We start from the raw sequence: 1,454 nt of genomic DNA on the forward strand, positions 1-1,454 counted from the left end.
CCCCCACCTAATGAAAATGCAAGCCAATAAATCTCTAAGAGCAAAAATGATATCTCAAGACTATTTGCAAAAGAATCCCCGGACATCATTTAATAAGCCACATAATTGTGTGCTAATTGCGGCTGCATAAATAATCGCCCCTCCGCCCCAACCTCTCCATCCGCGGTTAATAGACAAAAATGGGTCTGATTCACGGCATTCCAACAGATCACGTTATGTAAAACGCGACTGAATAGGGGACTGCAAATGTGAAACTGTGCGAGTTTATGACGCTTTCAGGACATTTTTTGGGCCATTTTTGACATAAACGCAGTCAGTAACTCGGATCGGCCCAACGTCGCCAGCTATAAACACAGAAAAGCGCCTCCCCACTCCACAAGGAGTGAGAAGGCGCTCGTGCGCTGTTACGTATTAATAGCTGCGAGAGCTAATAGCTGCGCAGTGTCGTTGTAGTGCAGTGCCTAAGTCAGCTTAAACGGCCTTAGATAGCCTTTGCACCGGTGAGGTCCAGGTCGACTGGCAGGTTGTCACCCGCACCGTCCTCGGCCAGCAGGCCACCCTGGTTGTTGCCGCCGGTCTGGGCACCCTGCTCCTGGCCGCCAGTCTGGAGGCCACCCTGGTTCTTACCACCGGTCTGGAGCCCCTGCCCCTGGCCGCCAGTCTGAAGGCCGTTCTGGTTCTTACCGCCAGTCTGGAGACCCTGCTCCTGGCCACCGTTCTGCAGACCCTGGTCACCACCGACGTTCTGCAGGCTCTGATCCTGGCCACCGGTCTGGAAACCGGACTGACGCTCACCAATCTGGCCCTTGTCGTTAACCTGATCGCCGCCGACCTTGTCGCCCTTGTCCAGCTTGTCGCCGCCAATCTGGTCGCCACCGTTCAGCTGGTCGCCGCCCGCGTTCTGGAGCCCCTGGTTGCCACCGACGTTCTGCAGAGCGTTGTCCTGATTGCCGCCAATATTCTGCAGACCCAGGTTGCCGCCCTCAGTCAGAGAGTGGAAGTTCGGGAACAGAGAGTCGACCTGAATCAGCGGGCCCTCCGGGAAGTTCACGCTGAACTCAGGTACCGGCAGCGGAGCCGGTGCTGGCAAGCAGGAAATCAGTTCGCAGATGTTGCACAGGTTATCCATGATGATCCTTTAGAAAAATGAAGTGTAGATAAATGGTGTGGCGCGATGCCCAGAGCTGAAGGTAAAGGGCTTCTCGCCTTCTCCTTTGCGGCCACTGCCGTGCTCACACGAAAACCGTACCGGTGATGAAAAACGGTCACAATATAGAAATTCGACCCACTTCAGCCAGGAAATTGGAAACAGAATAACGGCAAAATTTAACCTGCACTTATGCCCAAACGTCGCATGTCACGGGTCACATTGCTAGCCGTTTGGTCACCCCAAACCAGGCTCGCCTTTTCCAGCAGAAACGCCTCGGCACCTAATGAACTGCTCCCCATTAGTT

General features: G+C 54.4%; 1 protein-coding gene. It reads right to left on the minus strand.

Translation table 11 applies throughout. The features are described 5' to 3' along the window. Positions 1-481: 481 nt before the first annotated feature. Positions 482-1,129, minus strand: a complete 648-nt coding sequence (locus tag HMPREF3011_RS09760; protein WP_070841453.1) for a hypothetical protein — start codon at positions 1,127-1,129, stop codon at positions 482-484. Positions 1,130-1,454: the final 325 nt, after the last annotated feature.

Origin of the sequence: Corynebacterium sp. HMSC074C04, from assembly GCF_001838295.1 — a bacterium.
Taxonomy (GTDB): Bacteria; Actinomycetota; Actinomycetes; order Mycobacteriales; family Mycobacteriaceae; genus Corynebacterium; species Corynebacterium amycolatum.

What these genes read in the sequence shown, in the direction of transcription:
- HMPREF3011_RS09760 (WP_070841453.1), bottom strand. Translation starts at nt 1,129, where the DNA reads ATGGATAACCTGTGCAACATCTGCGAACTGATTTCCTGCTTGCCAGCA.